This is a genomic window from Vibrio eleionomae (assembly GCF_009874545.1).
Taxonomy (GTDB): Bacteria; Pseudomonadota; Gammaproteobacteria; order Enterobacterales; family Vibrionaceae; genus Vibrio; species Vibrio nitrifigilis.
Genome location: NZ_WEKT01000019.1, coordinates 1 through 22,849, shown reverse-complemented (window position 1 = coordinate 22,849; position 22,849 = coordinate 1). Strand labels below are relative to the sequence as shown.

Here is a 22,849-nt window from a genome sequence, read left to right as displayed (position 1 = left end):
GTTGACATTCCCTTATGCCTAAAATTTTAAAACCCAAGACTCTTGTCTCGATAGTTGCCCTACTGGCCGTTGCCGGTGGCGCAGCCTATTACTTTTACCCAAAACCTGAAGCGCCACAATTTGCGACAGAAGCAGTCCAGCGTGGCGATATCGAAGATAGCGTTATTGCGACCGGCATGCTTCAAGCATCCAAATTGGTTGAAGTGGGGGCTCAGGTTTCTGGCCAGATTCAAAACCTTCCCGTTAGCCTTGGCGATGAAATAAAAAAAGGGTCGCTCGTTGCACAAATTGATAGCCTGACACAACAAAACAGTTTGAAAGAGGCAGAAGCTTCTCTCGCTAGCTTAAAGGCACAGCTAAGAGCCAAACAAGCCCAGATTCGTCAAGCTCAAGCAGAGTATAATCGTCAAAAAGCAATGCTCAATGATAATGCGAGTTCACGTTCTGATTACGAATCCGCAGAAGCTGATTTGTCAGTATACAAAGCCGAAGCTGATGAGCTCGATGCAGAAATTTCGCAAGCAAAAGTCAGTGTAGATTCCGCCAAAGTGGATTTAGGTTATACGACCATTACCGCACCGATGGATGGCACAGTGGTATATACAGCCGTTTCAGAAGGTCAAACCGTTAACTCCAACCAAGAAACCCCAACCATTATTGAACTGGCTCAACTTAACAAGATGACCGTCAAAGCTCAGATTTCTGAAGCTGATGTCGTCAATGTTAAACCAGGAATGGACGTGTATTTCACCATCTTAGGTAAACCGAATAAACGCTACCATGCAACGCTGAAAGCCATTGAACCTGGCCCAACGCTAATGGATGGTGATGATAGCGATCTCTCTGTCGACGACGACGAAGCTATCTATTACTACGGTTTATTTGATGTTGATAACCCAGACCGCGTACTGCGCATCGGCATGACAGCCCAAGTCTCGATTATTCTCAAACATGCCGACAATGCCCTATTAATTCCAGCGCAAGCACTCGTGAAAAAAGCAGGTAAAGATGGTAAAAACCAATATCAAGTTCCTGTTTTAGAAAATGGCAAAGCGGTATATCGCAACGTAACCGTTGGCATTAACAATAAAGTTAACGCTGAAATCACTTCCGGTCTTAAAGAAGGCGACAAAGTCATTTTGGGCACCCCATCCGGTGATACCTTTACTTCGAAAATGCGCGGCCCAAGGATGTTTTAATGTCTGAAGCTTTACTTGAAATTAATCACGTATATCGATCGTTTGCCGCTGGTGAAGAAGAACTCACCGTCTTAAAAGACGTTAGTTTGAGTATCGAGCGTGGCGAAATGGTTGCGATTGTCGGTACATCAGGTTCTGGCAAATCAACCTTGATGAACATTTTAGGCTGTCTTGATCAACCTTCAAAAGGTGAATATTTCATCAATGGTCAAGACACGTCGAAGATGGATTCCGATCAACTTGCTCGTCTGCGCCGCGAATATTTCGGTTTTATTTTCCAACGCTATCACCTGCTAGGTGACTTAACTGCGATTGGTAACGTTGAAGTCCCTGCGATCTACGCTGGCTATGACAAGAAATCTCGCGCTGAACGCGCCTCCTCTCTTCTCACACGCCTTGGCCTTGATGATCGCATGGATCATAAGCCAAACCAGTTGAGTGGTGGTCAGCAGCAACGTGTTTCTGTCGCCCGTGCGTTAATTAATGGTGGTGATGTTATTCTTGCCGATGAACCTACAGGGGCATTAGACAGCAAGAGCGGTGAAGAGATGATGGAACTGCTGCAAGAGCTCCATCAAATTGGCCACACCATTATCATCGTTACCCATGATAAGAAGGTAGCGCAGTACGCCGATCGTATTATTGAAATCAAAGATGGCGAAATATTAAGTGACACCGTCACTCAAAAAACCGAGGTCGATTTAGACGCGGATACTGGGCCGGGTCATACACAGACAAACACGCTGAACTCAAGCAAACGTCTCTTTGATGGTTTCTGGGAAGCACTGAAAATGGCGCTCCTTGCCATGTCTAATCACCGTTTGCGTACCTTCCTTACCATGTTAGGCATTATTATCGGTATTGCCTCTGTGGTCTCAGTGGTGGCATTAGGTAACGGTTCACAACAAGCCATTTTGGCGAATATCAAGTCCATGGGGACCAACACTATTGATGTGAACCCCGGTACAGGCTTTGGTGACAGGCGTTCTGGGCGAGTGCGAACTTTAACCGATAAAGATGCGGCTGCACTGAAAAACCTCAAGTTTGTCGACAGTGTCACGCCATACATGAGCACCTCAGTGACCATTCGCCACTCGAACAAAGCCATTACTGCCACGGTACAAGGCGTGGGGCCAGAATACTTTCGTGTGCGAGGTTATGAGCTCGCCTACGGTCAATACTGGGACGATGATAGTGTCACCGCACTGGCTCAAGAAGCAGTCATTGACAACAACACATTGAAAGAGTTGTTCCCACATAGTAATCCGATCGGTCAGGTTATTTTTGCCGGTAATTTGCCCGTGCGCATTATTGGTGTGACGAAACCGAAAGAGAGTGCTTTTGGTAATAGCGATTCACTGAATATTTGGTTGCCCTATACGACGGTGAGTTCGCGTATGTTAGGCCAACACTACTTAAATCGTATTTCAGTGCGTATTGACGAAAACACACCAAGCGCTGCGGGTGAACAAGCCATTATCTCGCTGCTTAAAATGCGTCATGGTACGCAAGATTTCTTTACTATTAACACCGATACCATTCAACAAAACATTACTAAGACCACGCAAACAATGACGCTACTGATCTCAGCCATTGCGGTGATTTCATTGGTTGTCGGTGGGATTGGTGTTATGAATATCATGTTGGTTTCTGTCACAGAAAGAACTCGAGAAATTGGGGTACGCATGGCGGTGGGCGCGCGCCAAGCAGATATTCTGCGTCAATTTTTAATTGAAGCCGTTCTGGTGTGTCTCTGTGGCGGTGCGTTAGGTATCGCGCTCGCTTATTTAGTAGGTGTAATTATCTCTGCCAGCGGGAGTAGCTTTTCAATGGTTTACTCGACTACGTCAATCGTATCGGCATTTGTCTGCTCAACCTTAATTGGTGTGCTGTTCGGTTATTTACCAGCACGTAACGCAGCGCAACTTAACCCTATCGATGCATTGGCTCGGGAGTAAAATGATGACAATGAATACAATGAAAATCACGACCCTCGCCTTAACCATCGCGTTGGTCTCTGGGTGTGCCAACCACACCCAATTTTCGGTTCCAGACAGTCAGGTTCCGAATCAATGGCAACACACCAAAGAATCTTCACAAAAAGCCATTACCGATCAATGGTGGAAACAGTTCAATGATCCTCAACTTAACCAGTTGATTGAACAAGTGTTGAATACCAATAATGATCTTGCGATTGCCGCTTTAACGCTGCGTCAAGCTCGCTTAGAAGCTCGGTTAGACGAAAGCGATCTTTACCCTGATTTATCATCGACCACGTCGGTAGGAAAAGATAAATATCTTGATAGCGGTCAATCGTCCAAAAGCTATTCGACCGATCTCAGTGTCAGTTATGAACTCGATTTATGGGGTAAGCTTTCACGAGCTGCTGATGCCAGTGAATGGTCGGCGATGGCAAGTCGTGAGGATTTAGAATCAACCGCACAAAGTCTGGTTGCCACCACCGCTCAGCTCTATTGGCAGGTGGGTTATCTCACCGAGCGCTTGCAACTGAGCGCGAGCGATATCAAAGATGCTAAAGAGACATTGGCTTTAACAAAAAGCCAATATAAAAACGGCTCGGTATCGCGGTTAAATATTCTCGAAGCTCAACGTGCGTTGTCAGCGTTAGAAGCCACCCACAGTGATTATGTGCAGCAATTAACCGAAGCACATAACGCCTTGGCCATTTTGTTTAATCAGCCTCCACAAAAAATGGGGTTAGATATTCAAGCCTTACCTGATGGCAGCTTACCAGATATTGAGCCGGGAATTCCCGCGGAGTTACTGACTCGTCGTCCAGATGTAAAATCGGCTTTGTATAGCTTAAAATCAGCGTTAGCAACACAAGATTCGGCTAACGCTTCCTACTTTCCCGATCTCACACTGACTGGCGCTTTAGGGGGTTCATCAACACAATTGCGTCATTTATTAAGCGACCCAATTGGTAGCCTAGGTGCAGATTTAACCTTGCCCTTCCTTAACTGGAATGAAATGCAAATTAATAAAGACATTGCCAAAGTGAAATACCAGTCTGCAATTGTCACGTATCGAAAAACGCTTTATGAAGCATTTGAAGATGTCGATAACGCTCTGTCGGCGCGTATCAACTATCAAGTCCAACAAGGCAAACTGCAAGAGCAGTACAACGCATCAGCCGAAGCCGAACGTATTTATCGTAGCCAATACCAACATGGGGCTATCGGCATTACCGATTTGCTCGACGCACAAGAAAACACACGTAGTGCCAAAGCGTCTCTACTGGAAAACCGCTACAACCAATTGGTTAACTTAACCACTATTTATCAAAGCTTAGGCGGCCCAGATGTAGTGAAAAGTGATAAAACGTTACTTAAAAACACCGCAACGCTCAAACCCAAGACTGATGAATAAATAATCACCCATTGTCTTATACCCCAATGACCTCAAGATGAAGTTTTGAAACAGTATCTTGAGGTTACTTGGGTATATAAGGTCACTGAGGTGGCCTTTTTCGATCGCTCCTCACTCAACATTCATGCTAAATTAACGCCTTCACGGATGAAAGTTAGTTTATTACACCATGTTTTTAAGAATCCCTTTGCTGCATAAGCTCAGCACCTTTACTACACCTGTGGTTTTACTCAATGCCCTGCCCGGTTGTGGCAAATCCACGCTGTTAAAACAGCTAGCCGAGCAGCGTAGTTGTACGGTTTCCCATCACTTGCCCGATCCCGTTGACCATCCGATTGGAGAAGTACTGTTTTGGGACCCAGCAGGTTCTGGTTTATCCCAACATTTACAGCAGGTCATGGCGATAGCCCCGCAATTAGAACAGCGCCAGCAAACCCTATTTATGAGTGGTGCTTGGATCGGCAATAATGCGTGGATATCAGACGGATTACTCTATCAAAAGCTGACTCTGATAGAACAATCAGAACTGATGATGAGTGAACATGAAATCGCAACGTTTTACCCACAATCCGATGCAGAAACGATCTGGCGTCAAACAGCAGGTTGGCCTGTATTAGTTGCTAACTGGGATCGCATTCAAGATGAACGCTTCACACTGTCTTGGACCGATTATTTGCATAACCGTGTGTTACCGTTATTGCCTTTTCATACCCAACGTTTATTAGTCGCGCTCGCGTATGAAAACGTCATAACACAAGAAGCCATTACCAATGAACTCGAGCTCATCAGCGCGATAGAGCCACTAATCGAACTCAATGCACACGGTGAGTATCGTCTAGGTGTGCCGTTTTTACGACCAATATTACAGAGTATTGCGCAGCAAGAGCCGCGTCTATATCAAGACTCGATGCGCATTGTTTCTCGCCACCATCATAAGATGGGCCAACGTATGCGTGCTATCAATATCGCTCTTGAGTCCAGTAATGTAGATTTAGCGTTGCGCTGGTTTAAACAAAACGGCGGCGGTGTTTATGGATACCATCATGGCTTTGATGAACTAGAAAACATTCTTAGCCACTTTCCCACCATCATGCTGAGTCAAGATCTCCACTTAGCATGGGCAAATGTGATTTTGCTGTTTAAGCGCCAGCGCTTTTTGGCCGCTCGAAGTTTCATTGAAAATCTGCCCCAGCAACATAAAAACAGTTTTGAATCCGCAGAAGAGCGTGGCATTTTCACTCTGATCAAAAGTAAATATTTCGCCTATTTTCGCTCCCAAACTGAAGACAGCCAGCTTAAACAATTTAGCCGATTAGAGAGCCTGTTAAGTGATAACCCCGGGGCATTAATGAATTATTACGGCACCTTATCTATCTATCACAATAACTTAGGTGAATGGTTCCAAGCGGCAATATTGCAAGATAAAGAACTGACACTAGCAACGCGCTATGAAGTGCCTTATCTCATTTTTTATTGCCATTTTAACCTGACTCGTCTTAATTTGCGGATGGGTTATCCAGTCAAATCTCTACATCATATTCAACAAGCCGATATTGCACTAAAACGGACCAGTTTTCGCTCACACCTTACCTACGAATTAAACTTTGTCACCCTAGCTCAAGGTATGATTGCGATGTACCAAGGCGATGTCGTCACGGCACAAACGTATTGGAATCGCGTAGAGGTTCTACGTGCTAATTCAGAGATTTGGCCGGAATTTTTATCGCAAATTCATACCTATGGAATTATGACCTTCTTATTGCGTGACGATATTGATCGAGCCTATACGCTGCTCGATGAGTTGCGTTATGAATACTTCACAAGTTTTGCCGATGAACAAGCAGCCGTATTTTATAACCTGCTTACCGTTTTGATTTTACAACAACAAGAACGCTGGATTGATGCCCAAGAACATCTGCAAGATATTATCAACACCAACGATACCGTTCCCGGTAATTATCAAGCCATGTTTCAGTGGTTAACGGTTCGCAATAACGTGGGATTAGTGTGCATCCACCAGCATAAAAGCGGTCAAGAGATTCGAATTAAACACTCTCACTCCTACCCTTATCACGAAATACAGCACCAAGTGCAACAGTTGAAACTGCAATGGCACAAACGTGAATATGCTCAGATGACACGGTCACTCATTCACTTAATGCAGCGTTGCCATCAGTTGCAACTTTGGAGCCCAATGATGCTTGAACAACATTGGTTAAATAGCGCCATTCAGTGGGTATGGAAAAAAGAAAAGTATCGTTATACCAACACGCCATTTGAACATGCCGTAAAACATTGGCAACAACTCGAACAACAAATCACCCAACACCAGCAAAGCGACGAGTTAACCAACAAGCAATTACAGATTGTACAACGCTTAGCAGAAGGGTTATCGAATAAACAGATTGCCCAATATTGTGGGATCAGTGAAAGTACGGTGAAATTCCATCTGAAAAATTTATTCAAAACGTATGAAGTAAAAAATCGCCAAGCCCTACTCGGGCTGGCGAGGATCAAAAAGTGGATCAAATAACAGGAATAATGGCGTAACGACTTCAACCCCTTACCTCACGCCATAAAGAGATAAGGGGGTGGGACACCGGCACTATTTACGGGTTGGTACGCACTTCCAGTTGTATTTAGAAAAGTCGTAATAGAAACTCTGAATTGGAACAAACTGCATATCACTTAAACAGTTATTTACCGCCATGCGATAACGAGTCGTTTGTAAAAACGCATCAACTTGATTATCCACAATGTACTTTTGCAGTTTGTGATAAATCGCGTTACGTTTTTCAGTGTTCAGCTCACGACCCGCATCATCAATCCATTGATCGACCTTTTTGTCGTTGAGCCATGACATGGATGCCCAAGAGCCCGCAGATTTAGATGAATATTGGTTATAGAATACCGACTGCGGCGACGCATAAGTGGGACCAAAGAAAATTTGGTTCACATTTGGTGTCGTTTCTGGTTTCGAGGCAATCTGAGTGATGCGGCTCCACGGGTCGCCTTCAAGCTTCACTTTAAAGCCAATGGATTCCAAATTCGCTTGCATCATCAACGAAATTTCTTCTTCGTATGCAGAGCCCGCCACGTAACCTAACGTAATCGGAATTTTTTGCCCCGCATATTTAGAGAGTTTCACTTCCGCGGCTGCTTTTTTCAGATCATAGGTAGGGGTTTGCAATGAATCTAAATAAGCACCTTTGAAAAGTGACGCTAATGGGCCACTCATTGGGTTGCCTGGGTAAAGCTCTTTATTGACTAGATCATAATCAATCGCTAGCGCTATTGCTTTACGAATGTGTACATCATCGGTTGGCGCACGTTGGTTATTAAACTTAATGTAATAGCCCGTCGCACTACCCAAATCTTGGATATGGTAGTTAGGTAGTTTACCAATCGCTTTGAGCGTTTCTTCCGCTTGGTAATCGCTACTTAAATCAAGCTCACCTTTGTTAGCCAGCGCTTTAATGGTGGATTCGTCCGACGTCACCAATACACGCACTTTTTCCAGTGGGTGCTCAGGGAAGCCATAGAAATAATTGTGGTTACGTTTAAAGACAATACGGCTGCCGCGTTGCCACTCATCTAAACTATATGGACCGGTGCCTTCTGCGTGAGCCGCGAGGTATTTTTCTGCCCAACCATTTTTACCTTTATGTTGATCCGCCACACTCTTATCAACAACAAACAATAATGGCGTCATCCCCAAAAATGCCGAAGACGCTTCTTTAAGTTTGAATTGCACCGTGTGCTTGTCTACCGCACTCACCCCTTTCGGTTCTAGGAAACCAGAAAAGAAGCCCGAAGGGCCTTGATTCAGTGTCAGCATACGTTTCACGGAGTAAACCACGTCATCAGCCGTGACAGCGTCACCATTTTGGAACTTAGCATCCGGAACGAGATGGAAAGTAAAGGTTTTACCGTCTTTGCTGATATCCCAACTTTTAGCCAGTAATGGAGTAATTTTGCCGGTTTTATCGGCGGTAGTGAGGCCATCATAGAGGTTCACCGCCATCATGTATTCGGTGTAATCCGTGATTTTAGCCGGATCGATCGTACCGATTACTTGAATGACGTTCATTGTCGCCGTCAGATCATCATACTTTGCTTTCGTTGTGCCCGCGTACGCACTCTGAGCAACAATGGCAGCTAATGCCGTTACCATTAACGCTTTTTTCATAACAAACTCCCTTTGTTAACATTGGCCACAGCACCTCTTAATGAGCTGTGACCAGATAAATTGTCATGCCGTATAACGACATCAATTAATAAATTTCAAATGGCTTGTATTCTATATCTGGATAACCAAAGGCTTTCGGACCTACCACTTCCAACGCTCGGGTAGAACGCAGTAATGGGTGACAAGGAATGCCCAACACCGCCACTTTCTGTCCATAACGCAGTACTTCGGTCGTGATCGCGTGACCCGTTTCCACATCCAAAATAATGATGAGATCAGGCACCGAACATTTCACCTCTTCGCCAATACGAAACACCAGGTTTTCATTCTGAATATCAACAGAACCCTGTTGCTCAGCAAAATCACCAAAACCCTCTAATGAAGCGATACCGCGGGTGAAACCAGCGGCCATCTTGCGCTCAAGATCGGTGATCTTGCCGGTAAAGAGCACCTGACCATTTTCTTGACGACAAATCTGCTCAATAGGATCTAACTTCTGTTTGTTCGCATCCATCACAGCCAGACCTAAGTTGGTCGCTTGGGTGACTGTCCCCGGAACCGCGTAGCGTTTTACATAAGCGCCACTCATCGGCGCTTCCACCATACCTGCGCCGCCTCCCATCTGAACAACACAAGCACGAGCTAAGCGTTCAAGCCACACTTCATCGATTAGATCTTTGAAAATAACTGTATTGCCATGCGAGTCAGACATCGCCGCTGGCATACTGCAATGCCCGTAGATACTGAACGTGGTCATCTGCATTTCTGGGAAAGCGCGGCCCATCCCATCACCATCGACCATAGGTAAACCTGTAATCGCGGCAATGGCAGCCGGTCTTAAACCATTTGCTCCGCCAATTTCCACTGGAATAATCGCATCGACTTTTTTGCCGGTATTCTCTTCAATGGCTCGAATCGCACGAACAATCTCGTTACCTTCACAGATTTTTTCCATCGATACAGCCGGCGCACCAATATTACCCACGGAAATAACAACTGCGTCATCATCGAGTTCATCTAAGCTGATCAAGCGCACTTTTGCACCTTGGCGCATTTCGTTTAAAGCGTGAAGTTTGCCGTAATAAGGATTACCGCCGCCGCCAGTACCCAAGATACCCGCACCGATTTCCATCGCTTCAATGTCTTTTACTGTTAATTCTCGCATCTTAAAACTCCAAATCACCGACGACTTTGACACGAATACGCGTCGCATTCCCTGGCAAGTACGCTAGAGGGATATCTTCTTGATCAACAAGGCTAATTGTTTCTGGTTTTGCGCCTGCTGCTACTGCTTTTTCTGTTGCTGCTGCACGAGCTTGTGCGAGTGCATCTTCGCGCGTCATTTCAGCCAGACTAAAGATTCGATCAACTTCACCACTCACTTGAGCAATCGCGGCACCGACTGCGTTCGCCACAGAAAAATGATTAGGGCGAATCGTCGTAAGGTCGCCAATCTTCTCAGGCGCGAGGATCGAGCCACCACCCACCACAATGACTGGAATTTGTGCGGCAGACAGGCGGTTTTTCTCAACAGTATCCGTGATCAATTGATCGATGCCGCTTAACGCTTTATTAAGGAGCGCTTTATCAAGATCTTGAACATGGCTTACCTCTCCGACTTGCGCACGGCCACTTGCCACAGCGATATCCGTCGCTGTTAAGGTATCACCACCAAATACCAAGGCTTTTTCAGTAATGCGATACCCTACGCTTTCTGGACCAATTTTGATGCTCGGTTCAATGCCTTCGTCATTGCTGGCGATTATCGTACCGCCCCCAAGACCAACACTGACCATATCAGGCATGCGAAAATTCGTACGAATTCCGCCCACATCAACTGACATTGCTGCCTGACGAGGGAATCCTTGCTGGACTAAACCAACATCAGTCGTCGTGCCACCGATATCGACCACAATCGCATCCTGCTCACCTGACAAGAACACTGCGCCACGCATTGAGTTGGTTGGGCCGCTGGCAAAGGTTAAGACCGGGAAACGTTCGACGAACTCTGCACTCATCAAGGTGCCATCGTTTTGCGTAATGAAAAATGGGCAAGTGAGGCCACGCGTTTCTAACGCGTTACCAAATGCCTGCACCGTTTTACGACTTAACGTGCGTAAGCTGGCGTTCAAGACTGCTGCACTTTCACGTTCAAGCAGGCCAACACGCCCGACTTCACTGGATAACACAACGTCACATTCAGGATGCTCTGCGGCAAGCAATTCGCGTACGCGTTTTTCCGTATCATCATTGACCGGACTGAACACACAGTTCACAGCCACAGAAGTGATTTGCTTGTGCTTTAGCTCTTGGGCGATACGAATAATTTCAGGTTCGTCTAATGGATTAATTAATCGACCATCAAATTCATAACCGCCTTTGACCAAATAGCGACCGCCATCGACTAGCTCAAGAATGTCAGAAGGCCAATCAATAAAAGGAGGCACACTCAATGTTGCTGGGAGACAGACGCGAATCACTGCCGTTTTCGTTAAATGCTTACGCTCGACGACCGCATTGGTAAAGTGGGTCGTACCGATCATTACTGCTCGAACATCGCTATGCGAGATCCCAGACTCATTTAATACCTCTTGCAGAGCCTGTTGCACGCCAGTGGTCACATCTTCTGATGTTGGCTGTTTGGTGGCAGCTAGCACGGTATCATCGAGCATAATGACCGCGTCAGTGTTCGTCCCACCGACATCGATACCGATTCGATAATTGGCACTCATATTCTACTCCTTGTCCATTACGCTGATTGCAGCAATACCGCTGCCTCACCGTCACTTAAATGGGGTTTATGTTGTTCTTCCTCATCACTGATCACCGGAATAGCGCGAATCAATGTGCGGGTATAATCAGTTTTAGGGTGACGAAAGACTTGCTCTGTCGTGCCCTCTTCTAGTAGCTCACCGCGATACATTACGGCAACGCGATTACAAAAATGACGCATTAAGCTCAAATCATGAGAAATAAACAGATACGTTAGGCTCAATTCTCGCTGCAGTTTTTCCAGCAACTCAATAACACTTTTCTGCACCGACACATCCAGAGCGGACGTCGGTTCATCGAGCACTAAAATTTTTGGATTTGCCGCTAATGCACGCGCAATCGCGACACGTTGTTGCTGACCGCCCGACAAACTGGACGGATACATCTGCGCGTACTCTTCGGGTAGTTCCACCAGCGCCAATAACCGTTTTACTTCAGCCTCTACATCTCCCGTGTGGCCGATAAACTTCAGCGGCACCGTCAAGGTTTGCGCCACGGTACGTCTCGGGTTTAAAGAGCTGGACGGATTCTGGTGTACCATTTGAATCGAATGGCGGTTTGCCACTTTACTGCGCCAGGTCTTAAGTGGTGTACTTTCAAGTAAAATATTGCCTGACGTAGTGTCGATAAGGCCCATAATCATTCGAGCTAACGTTGTTTTACCTGAACCAGATTCACCGGCTAAGCCGTAGGTATCGCCTTGATAGATACTCAACGATAACGGTTTCACCGCTTCAACACTTTGCACGGGTCGTTTACGCCAATCACGCTTGGTGACAAATGTTTTGCTTACCGACACCGCCTTGACCATGACTTTATCGCTGCCCTGAGCCGGTTTTTGCTCTGAAGTGTCGTCATAAAGCTTGGGAACAGAATCGAATAAACGCTGAGTGTATGAATGCTGCGCGTTATCAAAAATTGCCGCTAATGAGCCAGTTTCTACCATGCGTCCGTGTTGCATCACATACACACGATCTGCCGTTTGCCGCACAACGCCTAAGTTATGCGTAATCATTAACAGCGCTAACTGCTCATCTTTCACCAATTGGTTAATCAGTTGAATGATTTCATCTTGCGTGGTGACGTCTAACGCGGTGCCGGGCTCATCAGCGATCAGCAACTTAGTGGGTTGTAAAAGCGCCATCGCAATCAATACGCGTTGGCGCATTCCACCAGAGAGTTGCCAAGGATACGCGTTATAAACCCGCTCAGGATCTGGCAATTTAACTTTACTAAGTACTTCAAGAATATGATGTTTACGCGCAGCTTTCGTGCGTTTTTGACCTGAGGTCTGCTCAACAAACTTCATGATATCTATGAGATGATCACGAATACGAAACACAGGGTTGAACGATGTTTGCGGGTCTTGCTGAATCATAGACATCACATGCCCTTTCAACCCTTCTCGCTCTGGAGTACTCATTTGGGAAATCGGCTTACCTTCAATGAAGATATCCCCGCTTAAGATTTCCACCTGATCCATATTCAAGGTGCCAATCAGCATTTTACTGGTGACACTTTTGCCAGACCCCGATTCACCAATCAGTGCAACCCGCTCACCCGGTTGAATGTGCAGATTGATATGGTGCAGCACCTGACGTTGACCACCATACATCTTAAATGCGAGGCTAAAATCTTTAATCTCAACTAATGCTGTCATGCTTAGACCTCCACATCGAAAAAGTCGCGTAAACCATCACCAAGCAGGTTAAATCCTAAAATGGCGTATAAAATGGCAAGACCTGGCATTAAGGCTTCCCACCAAGATTCCGGCATGTAAGACGCCCCGGTCGAGACCATCGTGCCTAAATCTGGGGTTGGCGGCTGAACGCCCAAGCCTAAAAAGCTTAACGTCGCACCAAACAGGATGACGAAACCGGCATCCAACGTCGTTTTCACACTGATGGCCGCAATACAGTTAGGCAGTATTTCTTTCACCACAATATGCCAATGACTCGCACCAGAGAGGCGTGCTGCTTCGACAAAATCTTCGGTCACGATACTTTTCGCTAAGCGATACACTAAGCGGCAGTGCCAGTTCCACCATAAAAAGGCGATCGCTATCATCGCATTCACTAAGTTCGGCTCAAGAATGGAGGTGATGGCGAGTGCCAACGCCAAAGGTGGCACAGCAAGTAACATGTCGTTAAAACGCATGATCACCTGTTCAATCCAACCACCCGCGTAAGCTGCCACAATCCCTAAAATAACGCCGATAGGGACAGACAGTGCTAGCACCCCCACAACCAATGACAATGAAATTCGATAGCCGAAGATAACTCGCGATAAAATGTCGCGCCCTACGTTGTCTGTCCCCATTAAATATTCAAGGCTCGGCGCGTGATGACGGGCGCGAAAGTTAACAAAGGTACCTACATGTTCTGGATAAGGCGCTATCCAAGGAGCAAATACCGCGAGAATCACAACACTTAACACGATGAGCAAACCGATCACTGCGGTTGGATTGCGTGAAAAGCGATACCATGCCTTTTGCAAGTTGGAATACTGTTTATCTGCTTTTGCCGGTGAAAATTCCTGCTCACCATTGGGTAGTTGGGTTGGTAATACTTGGCTCATGATGACAGTCCTTTTAATTTCACACGCGGGTCAACAAGACCGATGACAAAGTCGATCAACAGGTTAATCACGATAAAGAACACACCGGAAACCAGCACCACACCGATGACCGCATTAAAATCTTTGTGCAAAATAGAACGCACGCCATAGCTGGCAACACCCGGCCAAGAGAACACCATCTCCACCACAAAAGCGTTACCGATTAACGAAGCAAACTCCAACCCCAGAATGGTAAGTGGCGCGGACGCCGAAAGGCGCAGTAGATATTTAAAATTCACTTTTCGTTTTGAAACACCGCAAGCCCGCAATGTTTCAACGTGCTCACGATGACTAAATTCAATCATTGAAGAGCGAGTGATCCGCATCACCTGACTGATACCTGCGGCAGAAAGCGCGATGGCAGGCAGTAAGATATGTTGCAGCGCGTTAAGCCAGACATCCCAACGACCTTGTAGTGCACTATCAATGAAAATCAGGCCAGTACTACCTGGGTGATAATTAAGTGAAGCAGAGACACGTTCGGTGACCGGAAGATCGATCCAACCTAAGCTTGCAATCAGTTGTAGCACTAAGGCAATTAAAAATGACGGCGTCACTACACCAACGAGTGAGAATATTCGTGAGAATTGATCAAATACACCATTGGGTTTATAAGCCGCTAGAATCCCCAGAGGCATTCCGATAAAAGCAGTAAAGAATACTGAAATGATAACAAGCTCTAATGTTGCTGGAAGCGCTTGAATAATATCAGTCAAGACAGGGCGATCGGTTACCGTTGATTGGCCCATATCACCGTGAAATAGGTTAGTCACATAATCGAAATACTGTACAACTATCGACTGATCGAGACCCATTTTGATATGCAGAGCCTGCACCTGCTGCGGTGTGGCTAACGGTCCGAGGGCAATACGCGCTGGATCGCCGGGTACGAGACGAGCGACGACAAAAATAATGATCGATAATCCGACCAGTACCAGCAACAAACGCATAAAGCGCAGCCATAGGTAATAGGCTTGGTCCATGTATCTATCCTTGATAATCATTCCTTGCCTATTAAATCATCATAGCCACGCTCGACTCACAACCCCATAAAAGGGTAGTTTTTCGATTTTATGAGATAGTTTATTAATCAGAATTGCGTATTATTTAAGTATTTTAGTGTTTGCTTTTGTAACTAATTTGCTTTGACTACCCGTAAATAGGGTAAAACCATCCCTATAAGTTAAATACTTTTCTCATATCCCGTGAGATAGTAGACTCACTGCATAAAATACAGAAGAAAGGGAGGTATTCTTCACATGAGTTCATCTGCTGATCTCGACATTAGTCCAATTGCCCAGGGGCTATCTGAATCATCTATCCGTACCGTCGCAAACTACGGTATGACACTGCCTGACGTAGTACCGCTTTGGTTTGGCGAATCTGATATTCCAACGCCGAAATTCATTTCTGAAGCAGCGATCGCGAGCCTGCAACGCGATGAAACTCGCTACACTCCCAATAATGGTTTACCTCCACTTCGCCAAGCGTTGAGTGATTACTCCAACCGCTTATACGACCAAACATTTACCCCCGATAATATTGTCGTCACCGTATCGGGGACAGACGCCGTAATGCTCGCGTGCCAAACCTGCTTATCTGCTGGTGACAAAGTCGTGGTTATCACCCCCGTGTTTCCTACGTTATTTGCGACACCAGAGCTTTTGGGCGCTAACGTGGTTCCTTTTGCTCTAGAACAGTCCGAAAATCGCTTTGTATTAAATTTGAATGCTCTATTCGCAGAAGCTAAAGACGCCCGTGCGATTGTAATTAATAGCCCTAATAACCCAACGGGCTGGGCGGCATCGCAAGATGAAATCAAAGCCATCATGGAATTTTCTCGTGCCAATGGTATTTGGATCATTTCCGACGAAGTGTATAACCGTCATAGTTACGAGCAGGACTGTGCACCTTCGTTTGCAAATGAAATGCAAGAAGATGACAAGTTGCTTATTTGCAACAGTTTTTCTAAAGCGTGGTGCATGACTGGTTGGCGTTTAGGCTGGCTAACCTTGCCACAGCAACTCACACCCACCATCACGAAATTAATTGAATTTAACGTGTCATGTGCCCCTGCTTTTGTGCAACACGGTGGTCTTGCTGCAATCACTCAAGGTGAAGCATTTGTTCATCAAACTCTTGAGCGCTTTCGTCAAGGTCGCGACCTTGTACAACAATACCTTGGTGATATCGACGGCGTGACTTTGTATGACATGCCAGCAACCTTTTACGCCTTTATCAAAGTCAAAGGGTTAACAGACAACAGTCAGCCCGCTATTTTAGAGATGATCGAAAAACACCGTGTCGGCGTCGCCCCAGGTGAAGCCTTCGGCGCAGCTGGCGCCGGCCACTTGCGTATTTGTTATGGCAGTCATCCAGACAAACTCGAACAAGGCCTAGCCGGCATCCGAGACTATCTCATCAACTTCACCAAATAACCCCCAAAATCCCGCCCCGCGGGATTTTACCCCCTAACGGGGACAGGCACTTTAAGCCCCCTCCCTCTTATAAGGGCAGGCACCGCAATAGCCAAGTTGAGCTCGCCACTCCTCCTTTATAAGGACAGTCACTGTAATTATTGAAATGGCTCGCATTTAGCTACCTCATTTCTACCTTTTGTCGTTATTGCAAGACAGTATGAATCTCTCCCTCAACGACACAGAGTTCGTAATGACAATAGCCAGAAGCCAACAAGTCGACGTATCGATTACACCCTACTATCACTGTGTGTCACGCTGTGTTCGTCGCTCGTTTCTTTGTGGGGTAGACTCAATTACTGGGAAAAGTTATGAACATCGCCAACGTTGGGTAGAGCAAAGAATTCAACAGCTTGCAGTCATTTACTGTATCGATGTCTGCTCCTACGCAGTGATGTCTAATCACTACCATCTCGTCGTCCATATCAATCGAGAAAAAGCGCTCTCATTATCGAATAGAGAAGTCATTATGCGCTGGAGTCGTGAACATCAACTTCACCCTTTGATTGTTAGATACTTAAGCAACGACAAGTTAAATAAATCCAGTTTAGATAAATGCCATGAAATTATTGCTTGTTGGCGAGAACGCTTATTTTCTCTTAGTTGGATGATGAAAGAACTCAACATGTCGATTGCAGTCAAAGCGAATAAAGAAGACGATTGCACCGGACATTTTTGGGAGGGTCGATACAAATCCCAAGCTTTGTTAGATGAAAAGGCACTGCTTGCTGCAATGACCTATGTTGATCTCAATCCTGTGCGGGCAGGAATTGCTACTACCCCCGAACATTCCAACCACACCTCCATTAAATTACGGACTTTGGCGGTAAAGACGCAAGTACCTGAGCGGTGCTTGTTTGAATTTACTGGTAATCAAGCCGCCAATTCACATCAAGGACTTCCCTTTTATCTGCACGATTATCTTCAGTGGGTCGATTGGGTTGGCAAAAACATATGCAAACCTAACTCCGCTTCGATTCCATCATATGAGCTAGGTATTTTACAAAGATTAGGTTTAGAACCACACGCTTTTATGAGTCAGTGTCTAGCCATAGAACAACGTGGAAGGCTATGGATAGGTCAAAAAGTTCAGCTAACTGCAGCGAAATCGAAACTCGGTAAATCGAGAATATGCGGTCTAGTTATTTGACCCACTATCTCATTTATAAACAATACCAGCCCCTCTCTTTTCGTAATCAGTTATACAGATTAGATCAATCATTTTTACTCTCTGGGCAGAAAATCGTTTAGAAATGCCCATTGATTAAAATCTTTTTACATTGGTAACGTCGATATTCATCGTGGTTTGCACTAAAAAATAAATAACTGCAGCTCTTGTCAGTTAGCTCACTCCCAATGGATATCGTCATTTCGCTTATTATGCCTGTCCTTATAAATTAGCCGATTAAAGTGTCTGTCCATTTAACAAGCCCCCTTACTATTACGCGCTAAACAAACAAAAACAGGCACTGCTAAGAGTGCCTGTCCTTATAAAGGTTTTTTTAATGTTTTTTCAATCTTGGGAGCTAAGATTTAAATACCGGTAGCTCTGAGCCATCTTTGACTAATAAATTCGTTGCACGTTTTACAACCGCATCGATTGGGCAAAGTACACCAACATCGGTACTTTCACAGCCTTTGAAATTTAAATCAGCGTACGGTAGCGGATTACTGGCATTTAATGGAGCTAATGAGCGCCATTGGTCCAACGTTCTAGCGGTGAAGCGCACTCGTACAAACTCTTTATCACTGGCAGACTTGTGGAAACGGGCCATGCTCAATGTACCACCAGGAGGAATATCATTACTTGGGTATTGCGGTAACGACCAGCTAAAACCAAGCATGGTTTGGATTTCAGCAATATTACTGTCATGTCCTACTAACATGACAAGTGGACGCTCCAAGCGTTTATCACCGTGCCACTGTTTTGCCAATGGTGTACCAGCAGCAATAGCAGACACCATTTGCTTCATTAGCAAAGAACCACTATGAGCAGCAAATTCAGGCGTAGTCAGGGCTAAATCGTATTGAGCGGCATGAATACCCATTAACGCTTTGACTGACGCTGCATCTTTTCCATGACCAAATGCCACACCTTTAATTGGTAAGTTGTCGCTGTATTGCAGACGAATAGTTTCACCAATTGTCGCCCCAACTTTACCAGGACCTTTTAATGACGGCTTACCTGTATCTTTGAATTTTATGCCCCATTTTTTATCTAAAAACTCGCAGCTATCTTGAGCGCAGACAGTGTGTCGTAGAGCTTCCACATCTTTTTGATATTTTTCAGCTGCTTGCTTAGGGTCACCAATGCGCGCCATGATCTGTTTTTTCATGACCGCAGGATCGGCATGCATCGCATGCAAATGATACAGTTCAAACAGTGGTCCATATTCAGCATTAACATGAAGCGGCGCGATACCACAGCCTGGGAACATTCCATCCGCCATCGCTTTACCCGTTGCAATAATACGTTGCGATGGGCTGGTCCAAAGGAAAACTTGCTCCTGTGACGAACAGTGATGAGTAATATTTAACCCTTCATCATTCCACTGCTTAAGCTGATATTTTGCCTGCTGCCAAATACCTGTATATCCATGGCCAGTAAGAGTGCCATCGGCCACTTCAAACTTAGGCCATGATTTACCAGTGGCTTTATCAAGCTTTTCAGTGTTAGTTTGTGGCCGCACGCCATGGCGAGATAAAGAAACAACTTTATCCAGTGTCCATTCACTTGCGGATGCCGAAGAAATACTGCCCATTAGGCCCACCAGTAGCGCAGCTGCGATAGGCATTGCTTGCTTTATACTCATCAATTCAGTCCTGTTCTAGCCTAAATCTTATATTTCATACCAACTTCAAATTCAGTTTGACGTTGATCGCTGTCATCACTTACTGATTTATTGGTAAAAGAAACAAATGGTGAGAAACGTTTCGTCACTTTATATTGAAATTCGACTTCTTGTTGATAATCATTTTTCTTATTATCAAACAACTCAGAATCACCACGGTAATAGGTGTAGGTGTAACTGACTTTCAAATCATCGAACTTACGACTAAGGCCCGCATCAAAACGATTCTTATGGCGCGTTTCTTTATAGGCATAGTCTGTGATTTCATAGCGATAGCGAGATGATAACTCCCAATTAGGCGCAAATCCGTATTTCAGTTTCAAATACGGTTTGTATTTGTATTTGTCTTGTTTTCGTGCCCAAGAAAAACCTGGTTCAATAGAAACTGTATCAGAAACATCGTAAGAATAATTCAACCCAATTGCCGTTTCATCCCAACGTAAATCATGGAATGCAATCCCTGCATCACCACTTTCTTCTTCTGTAGGTTGAAACTTCAATTTTAAAGAAGCACCAATACCGGAATCAAAATCTTGGCTCAATTTCACTTCATCGGTATGACCTTTCGATACATCTTCGTATTTATGACCATAAGAGAAGCTTGCTGCTTGTACTGATGAAGCCGCTGCCATTCCCAATAGCGCAATTGCTAACACGTTATATGGTTTCATTCTTTTTCTCTTTTTCCTTTTTGAATACACACCCTTTTCATTGCAAAGTTGATGAAAAAGAGAGTTAAACGGGCATACGCCCAACGCCTACATTTAAATTGCAATCAGGTGCTTATAAAAATCACCAAATTACATGAATTTTAATTATTAAAAATCATATAGTTAATTAGATAACCTCTGATTTATGGCGCTATTCTAGGTTGGCGATATGACAAAGCAGTGACAAATTTGCACATATGTGCAGAACTTTTTATGACAGAACCGTGACAGATACCGTCTCTGTATCGATGAAACAAGTATATAAAATGCCGTAATTTTCTCACTCTTTAGCGCTAACCGTCCACGTTTTTGCCAACTCCCTTTTCTTCAATGAACAGTGCCTATCAATCTAAAAATGAAATACAGGAATAACAAATAACACTTAACTAATTGAGATTTATAACTTAAATTCCCACTCTAAGAATAGATGCATTTTTCAATTCGATTCGTGAATATGGAGTATTCATAAATCGAATGAACTTTTGATTGAGTTTCTAATCGTCATTCTTTCTAATGAAAATGAAATTGAGAACGATTCTTACTTAATGGATTCATAAATGCACCTTAATTCCCCTTTTATTCGTACCCCTTTAGCATTAGCGATCGGTTCGCTGATTGCCTCTGTCTCTTTCAACGCTCTAGCGGCTGATGATGCAAAAACGTCTGACAACGACAACACTCAAGAAGTCGTTAAAGTCTGGGCAACAAAAATCAGTAATGATTCATCACTGCTAACCGATGATATTGAAGCAAAACAAGCCGACCACTTAAGTGATTTATTACGTGATCAACCCGGTATCGATGTCGGTGGCTCGCACTCAACAGTGCAGTCATTGAACGTACGTGGCGTGGATGAATCAGACCTTGATATTACGATTGATGGTGTGACTCAAGCGAACAACATGTTCCACCACACGGGTAACCTTTTAATCAACGCAGATATTTTAAAAGCAGTTGATATTCAACTCGGTACAAACTCTGTTCTGACTAATGGTCTTTCAGGTGGCGTTGCCTTTGAAACTAAAGACGCGAAAGATCTCCTTCGCCCCGGCGAGAAATTTGGCGCTCGTCTGCACGGTAACTACGGAAGTAACGACTACTTTGCATCTTCTGTGACCTTGTATTCACAGCTGAATGATCAGTTTGATGCAATGGCGTACTACACACTAACAGACAAAAACAATCCGGATAATGGTGACGGCGATACCATTGAAGGTAACGAAGGTAAGATCAAAGATGGTGTGATCAAGCTGGGTTGGGATATTAACGACACTAACCGAGTAGAACTCAGCTACGACAAATATAAAGATAAAGGTGATTATTACCTACGCTCAAACTTCGGCAGTTCCTTTAACGTTGCTCGTGGTACGGCAACACAAGAGATTGAGTACACTCGTGAAACCATGTCTTTAGCGTATGAAATTGATCATGGCGACGCACTGAACTTACGTTCAACTTTCTACAACAACAAAATAGAATACGCGCCATCTTCTACCTCATCTGGTATTTCTGAACATACTGGTTTTAAAGTTTTGGCGGAATCAAATCTCACCCTGGCAGAGATGAACCACGATTTACGTTATGGGTTAGATGGCAACCACCAAACCTCTTACAAAGACAGTTCGACATCGACTGGTCAGAAAGACCGCGCAAACTCATTTGCTATGTATGCTGAAGATGATATTCAACTGGCAGAGGGCTTTTATCTAAAACCAGGTGTGCGTTTTAACTATTACAACGTTGATATGTATTCAACCGATTCAGTAGAAGGCCTAGATAAAACTTATCAGCACTTCACGTTCGGTTTAGCCAGCCGTTACTTACTGAACGACCAATGGACAGTGAAAGCAAGTTCTACTCAGTTATTTAAAGGCCCAGAGTTACGCGAAAGCTTTGTGAAAGGTAATACCTCGATTGACCAAGATGTTAAAGCTGAAACAGGTCTTAACAATGAAGTCGGCGTTGCGTTCCAAGACAACGACCTATTCTGGATGGACCGTGTCGGCTTCTCGACTAACCTGTTCCGCACTCACATCAAGAACTACATTCAAGATTGGGCGAGCGGTAAAGGTGAATACACCAATGATGGCGACTACACCATTCACGGCTTCGAATCAGAGCTATCAGCACGTAAAGGCAACCTGTCAGCACGTCTAACCTATTCACACTCAAACTCTCGTAATGATGAGACTGGCGAGTCACTGCTTTACGAGGTGGGCGACAGCATTTCATTCGGTTTGAACTACCTGATTCCAGAGTACGATCTAACGGTTAACTGGACGACAATGATGTCTCTTGATCTGAAACCTGATACTGACGACGACACATTCAAAGAAGGTTACGATGTTCATGACATCTCGGTTACTTGGATGCCAGAACAATATGATCGCCTATCGGTCACTGCAGGTGTTGAAAACATCTTCAACGAACTGTACTACTCACAAGCTTCATACACTTCTGGTTCAATTAAAGATTACGAACCAGGCCGAAATGTAAAAGTATCTGTGGCATACACGTTCTAAACCACCGTTTTCTAATATAAAAGTCAGGCTAACTTACTGAAAGTGAGCCTGACTTTTTTATTTTGTAGCACTTTATTACAAATGATAATGGTTATTATATACATTATGCTTTACAGCATAAT

15 protein-coding genes are annotated in these 22,849 nt (G+C 44.7%); 7 read left to right on the top strand and 8 right to left on the bottom strand.

Going from position 1 to position 22,849, the window contains the following annotated elements; genetic code table 11:
- The first annotated feature begins 14 nt into the window (after positions 1-14).
- From macA to F9817_RS11775, 4 genes are all read left to right on the top strand, one after another.
- Positions 15-1,199 carry a macrolide transporter subunit MacA gene (gene macA / locus F9817_RS11790; RefSeq protein ID WP_161155753.1) on the top strand — a complete coding sequence of 395 codons (1,185 nt, stop codon included), beginning with the start codon at positions 15-17 and terminating at the stop codon, positions 1,197-1,199.
- On the top strand, positions 1,199-3,157 hold the full coding sequence (locus tag F9817_RS11785) for a MacB family efflux pump subunit (RefSeq protein ID WP_161155751.1): 1,959 nt from the start codon (positions 1,199-1,201) through the stop codon (positions 3,155-3,157). Before macA ends, F9817_RS11785 begins: the two co-directional genes overlap by 1 nt.
- A 10-nt stretch (positions 3,158-3,167) precedes the next feature.
- Positions 3,168-4,589, top strand: a complete 1,422-nt coding sequence (locus tag F9817_RS11780) for an efflux transporter outer membrane subunit (protein ID WP_161155815.1) — start codon at positions 3,168-3,170, stop codon at positions 4,587-4,589.
- Positions 4,590-4,776: 187 nt separating this feature from the next.
- Complete coding sequence (locus F9817_RS11775) at positions 4,777-7,122, top strand: LuxR C-terminal-related transcriptional regulator (RefSeq protein WP_161155749.1); 2,346 nt, start codon at positions 4,777-4,779, stop codon at positions 7,120-7,122.
- 72 nt (positions 7,123-7,194) lie between these two features.
- Here the strand turns inward: F9817_RS11775 and F9817_RS11770 are convergent, their stop codons facing one another.
- From F9817_RS11770 to F9817_RS11745, 6 genes are all read right to left on the bottom strand, one after another.
- Entirely contained in the window at positions 7,195-8,778 is a 1,584-nt protein-coding gene (locus tag F9817_RS11770) for an ABC transporter substrate-binding protein (RefSeq protein WP_161155747.1), read from the bottom strand.
- An 85-nt stretch (positions 8,779-8,863) separates the two neighbouring features.
- Positions 8,864-9,943: an S-methyl thiohydantoin desulfurase family protein gene (locus F9817_RS11765; protein ID WP_161155745.1), complete on the bottom strand. Its 1,080-nt coding sequence runs from the start codon at positions 9,941-9,943 to the stop codon at positions 8,864-8,866.
- A gap of 1 nt (position 9,944) precedes the next feature.
- Positions 9,945-11,510: a hydantoinase/oxoprolinase N-terminal domain-containing protein gene (locus tag F9817_RS11760; protein WP_161155743.1), complete on the bottom strand. Its 1,566-nt coding sequence runs from the start codon at positions 11,508-11,510 to the stop codon at positions 9,945-9,947.
- 17 nt (positions 11,511-11,527) lie between these two features.
- Positions 11,528-13,210 carry a nickel ABC transporter ATP-binding protein NikE gene (gene nikE, locus F9817_RS11755; protein WP_161155740.1) on the bottom strand — a complete coding sequence of 561 codons (1,683 nt, stop codon included), beginning with the start codon at positions 13,208-13,210 and terminating at the stop codon, positions 11,528-11,530.
- 2 nt (positions 13,211-13,212) lie between these two features.
- Positions 13,213-14,127, bottom strand: coding sequence for an ABC transporter permease (locus F9817_RS11750; RefSeq protein WP_161155738.1), 915 nt, complete (start codon positions 14,125-14,127; stop codon positions 13,213-13,215).
- Positions 14,124-15,149 (bottom strand): ABC transporter permease, encoded by a 1,026-nt coding sequence (locus tag F9817_RS11745; RefSeq protein ID WP_161155736.1) that lies wholly within the window; start codon positions 15,147-15,149, stop codon positions 14,124-14,126. Before F9817_RS11745 ends, F9817_RS11750 begins: the two co-directional genes overlap by 4 nt.
- Before the next feature lie 276 nt (positions 15,150-15,425).
- Here F9817_RS11745 and F9817_RS11740 point away from each other — a divergent pair, with 276 nt between their 5' ends.
- Together F9817_RS11740 and F9817_RS11735 are read left to right on the top strand one after the other, a co-directional pair.
- Positions 15,426-16,604 carry a pyridoxal phosphate-dependent aminotransferase gene (locus tag F9817_RS11740; protein WP_161155734.1) on the top strand — a complete coding sequence of 393 codons (1,179 nt, stop codon included), beginning with the start codon at positions 15,426-15,428 and terminating at the stop codon, positions 16,602-16,604.
- Between the two features lie 232 nt (positions 16,605-16,836).
- Positions 16,837-17,793 (top strand): transposase, encoded by a 957-nt coding sequence (locus F9817_RS11735; protein ID WP_161155732.1) that lies wholly within the window; start codon positions 16,837-16,839, stop codon positions 17,791-17,793.
- A 376-nt stretch (positions 17,794-18,169) separates the two neighbouring features.
- Here the strand turns inward: F9817_RS11735 and F9817_RS11730 are convergent, their stop codons facing one another.
- Both F9817_RS11730 and F9817_RS11725 read right to left on the bottom strand, forming a co-directional pair.
- The gene (locus F9817_RS11730) at positions 18,170-19,456 is read right to left on the bottom strand and encodes a histidine-type phosphatase (RefSeq protein ID WP_161155730.1); all 1,287 of its coding nucleotides are present in this window, start codon (positions 19,454-19,456) and stop codon (positions 18,170-18,172) included.
- A 20-nt stretch (positions 19,457-19,476) separates the two neighbouring features.
- A complete protein-coding gene (locus tag F9817_RS11725) occupies positions 19,477-20,166 on the bottom strand; it encodes an oligogalacturonate-specific porin KdgM family protein (RefSeq protein ID WP_161155728.1) in 690 nt (229 codons plus the stop codon).
- Between the two features lie 596 nt (positions 20,167-20,762).
- On the opposite strand from F9817_RS11725, the gene F9817_RS11720 reads away from it, so the two are divergent.
- Entirely contained in the window at positions 20,763-22,727 is a 1,965-nt protein-coding gene (locus F9817_RS11720; RefSeq protein WP_161155726.1) for a TonB-dependent receptor domain-containing protein, read from the top strand.
- The last annotated feature ends 122 nt before the right edge of the window (positions 22,728-22,849 follow it).